Genomic DNA, 3,446 nt, shown 5'->3' on the forward strand with positions numbered 1-3,446 from the left:
GTGCGTGCCGGCCTGCGCGTGGCGCTGGTCGAGCGCGGCGGCCCCGACGGCGTTGGCTCGGCCGCGCATGTCGCCGCGGCGATGCTGGCGCCCCTGGCGGAATCCGCCATTGCCGAGCGCCGCATCGTCGAGCTCGGCACCGCCAGCGTCGACCTCTGGCGCGCCTGGGTCGCCGAAATGCCGGAGCCCGTGTTCTTCCAGGAAGACGGCACGCTGGTGGTATGGCATACCCGCGACCGCAGCGAGATGTCGCTGTTCACCAGCCGGGTGCGCGCCGTGGCGCCGCCCGAACTGGTGGCCGAGCGCATGCGCGCGCTGGACGGCAATGGCGTGGCCGCGCTCGAGCCCGCGCTCGCGGGCCGCTTCTCCCAGGGGCTGCTGCTGGCCGGCGAAGGCCAGCTCGACAACCGCGGCACGCTGCGCGCATTGCTGGCCTGCGCGGTTGCCAGCGGCCTGCATTGCGTCTGGGAAGCCGGTGAAATCGAAAGCGGCGACCTGCCGGAGCTTGGCATCCGCGCACGCGTGGTGCTGGATTGCCGCGGCCTGGGCGCCCGCGCCGCGTGGCCGGGACAGCCCGCCGCGCACGGCAGCATGCCGGGATTGCGCGGCTTGCGCGGAGAAGTCGTGCGTGTGCATGCGCCGGAGGTCAAGCTGCATCGCCCGGTGCGCCTGCTGCACCCGCGTTACCCGATCTATATCGCGCCCAAGCCCAATGACCTCTATGTGATCGGCGCCACCGAACTCGAGAGCGAAGACGATTCGCCGATGAGCGTGCGCTCCGCGCTGGAGCTGCTTTCCGCGGCGTACTCGCTGCACCCCGCCTTTGGCGAGGCGCGCGTGCTTGAACTCAATGTGCAGCGCCGCCCGACGCGGCCGGACCACCTGCCGGCCATCCGGGTCGACCAGCATGCCCGCATCGTGCGGCTCAATGGCCTGTACCGGCACGGCTTCCTGATCGCCCCGGCGGTCACCGAGGCCGCCTGCCAGGTGGTGCGGGCCCTGCTCGACGACGATCCTGCCGCGCATGCCGTGCCCGCTTCGGTGCGCTGGCCAGGCATGATCGCGGCTGTGCTCGATACCGTCGCCGGCTCTCCGGTGCTGCACTGAACGACAATGACCATGGATATCCTGCTCAACGGCCGCCCGCTCGCCCTTGCCGATAACGCCACACTGGCCGACGCAGTCGCGGGCGCGGGCATCGCGCCGCCCTTTGCCGCCGCGCTCAACGGCCAGTTCGTGCCACGCGCCGCGCATGCGGCCACCGTGCTCGCCGCCGGCGATCGTATCGACCTCGTGCAACCCGTGACGGGAGGCTGACCCCAAATGACCTTCAATACCGCTGAACCCCGCCGCGACCTGTTCGCCGACCCCTTCGTGCTCTATGGCGAGTCGTTCGCCTCGCGCCTGTTGCTGGGTACCGCGCGCTATCCGTCTCCCGCCACGCTCCAGGCCGCGGTGGAAGTGGCCCGGCCCGCCATGCTGACGGTGGCGCTGCGCCGCCAGGGCTCGGTCGGCGATGGCGAGGGCGGCCAGGCTTTCTGGCAGATGCTGCGCTCGCTGAACGTGCCGGTGCTGCCCAATACTGCCGGCTGCATGGCGCCGCAGGAAGCCATCACCACCGCCATGATGGCGCGCGAAGTGTTCGAGACCGACTGGATCAAGCTTGAGCTGGTGGGCGACGATTACACGCTGCAGCCCGATACGCTCAACCTGCCCGCCGTGGCCGAGACGCTGATCAAGGAAGGCTTCAAGGTGCTGCCGTACTGCACCGAGGACCTCGTGCTGTGCCGCCGCCTGCTGGACGTGGGCTGCCAGGCGCTGATGCCCTGGGCCGCGCCGATCGGCACCGGCAAGGGCGCCGTCAACCCGCACGCCATGCGCCTGTTGCGCGAACGCCTGCCGGATACCCCGCTGATCGTCGACGCCGGCCTCGGCCTGCCGTCGCACGCAGCCCAGGTGCTGGAGTGGGGCTACGATGGCGTGCTGCTGAACACCGCGGTGGCGCAGGCCGCCTATCCGGTCAACATGGCACGCGCCTTCGCGCTGGCGGTGGACGCGGGCCGCACCGCTTACCTGGCCGGCCCCATGCCGGAGCGCGATATCGCGCAGGCCAGCACGCCGGTGGTGGGCATGCCATTCTGGCACGCCGAAGGCGCGGAGGACCGCGCATGACCCGCAATCTTCTCCCGGCCGGCATCGACGCCGCGCTGCGCGACACGCTGCTGGCACGCTATGGCGCCACCTTCGGCACCAGCGACAAGGCCTGGCGCGCGTGGGCGCGCGGCGATGCGCCCGCAGCGCCTGGCGATGCCGACGTGGTGCTGTTCGACGGCGAAGCCGACGAGGCCACGCTCGCACGCATTGCCGCCGCCGGCGCCATCGCCATTGAGAGCGACCGCGAAGGCGGGCAGTGGAGCGACACCGTGCGCTCGCCGATGGGCACCTGGGTCTTCAGCGCGCATGCCGACGACGACACCGCGCATTCGCCGGCCTTCGTCGCCGTGCTGCTCGCTTGCCTGGCGCTGCATTTCCCTGCGCACGACGCGCTCTGCCTGGCGCGCGCCTGGCAGCCGGGCTCGCTCGACTGGCCGGTGGGCTTCGCGCGCTTCCCGCAGGTGCGCCACGCCGCCCTGGTAGCGCCGGAGTTGCGTGCGGAGCCGTTTGCGCCATGCCCGCCACTGGGTTTGTACGCGGTGGTGCCCAGCGCTGAATGGATCGAACGGCTGGTGCCGCTGGCGGTGCCCACCGTGCAGCTGCGCTTCAAGTCCGACGATGCGCAGGCCGTGCGCAGCGAGATCGAGCGCGCCGCCAGGGCCGCGCGCGGCAGCGCCTCGCGCCTGTTCATCAACGACCACTGGCGTGCCGCCATCGACTACCACGCCAGCCAGGGTGGCGACAGTGGCATCTACGGCATCCACCTCGGCCAGGAAGACCTCGACGAAGCCGACCTCGACGCGCTGCGCGCCTCCGGGCTGCGGCTTGGCGTGTCCACGCATGGCTATGCGGAGATGCTGCGCGTGGCGACCATCGGACCGAGCTATCTGGCGCTGGGTGCGATCTTCCCGACCACCACGAAGCTCATGCCGACCGCGCCGCAAGGTTTGGGCCGCTTCCATGCCTACGTCAAGCTGATGCAGCCGGTGGTGCCCTCGCTGGTGGGCATCGGCGGTGTCGATGCGGCGCGGCTGCCGGAGGTGCTGGCTGTCGGCGTTGGCAGCGCCGCCGTGGTGCGGGCGATTACCGAGGCGGCCGATGTGCCGGCCGCGGTGGCGAATCTGGTGGGGATGTTTCCGGCGGCTTGATGTGCGTTGGGTGTGGCGTTGGCCCTCGAACGTCAAAAGCTCAAAAGCTCAAAAGCTTAAAGTCAAAGGCAGTTTCACCTCCCCTGCGGGGAGGCGACCTACTTTCTTGTCTCGCCAAGAAAGTAGGCAAAGAAGGCGCCCCAT

General features: G+C 70.5%; 4 protein-coding genes. All 4 read left to right on the forward strand.

Annotated features, from left to right (window positions below; all coding sequences use genetic code 11):
• Positions 1–1,107 (forward strand): FAD-dependent oxidoreductase (locus tag ACYP5B_RS49515; RefSeq protein WP_459574781.1); only part of this gene is annotated, 1,107 nt, incomplete at its 5' end.
• Positions 1,108–1,119: 12 nt separating this feature from the next.
• Positions 1,120–1,317, forward strand: a complete 198-nt coding sequence (gene thiS, locus ACYP5B_RS49520) for a sulfur carrier protein ThiS (protein ID WP_150989923.1) — start codon at positions 1,120–1,122, stop codon at positions 1,315–1,317.
• A 6-nt stretch (positions 1,318–1,323) separates the two neighbouring features.
• Positions 1,324–2,172: a thiazole synthase gene (locus ACYP5B_RS49525; protein ID WP_267605257.1), complete on the forward strand. Its 849-nt coding sequence runs from the start codon at positions 1,324–1,326 to the stop codon at positions 2,170–2,172.
• Positions 2,169–3,302 carry a thiamine phosphate synthase gene (locus ACYP5B_RS49530; protein WP_459574782.1) on the forward strand — a complete coding sequence of 378 codons (1,134 nt, stop codon included), beginning with the start codon at positions 2,169–2,171 and terminating at the stop codon, positions 3,300–3,302. The genes ACYP5B_RS49525 and ACYP5B_RS49530 overlap by 4 nt, the downstream gene beginning before the upstream one ends.
• Positions 3,303–3,446 lie beyond the last annotated feature (144 nt).

The organism is Cupriavidus sp. 8B (genome assembly GCF_054589115.1).

Bases quoted from the DNA above. Each gene is read 5' to 3' on its own strand.
- thiS (WP_150989923.1), top strand. From the start codon at position 1,120: ATGGATATCCTGCTCAACGGCCGCCCGCTCGCCCTTGCCGATAACGCC.
- ACYP5B_RS49525 (WP_267605257.1), top strand. From the start codon at position 1,324: ATGACCTTCAATACCGCTGAACCCCGCCGCGACCTGTTCGCCGACCCC.
- ACYP5B_RS49530 (WP_459574782.1), top strand. From the start codon at position 2,169: ATGACCCGCAATCTTCTCCCGGCCGGCATCGACGCCGCGCTGCGCGAC.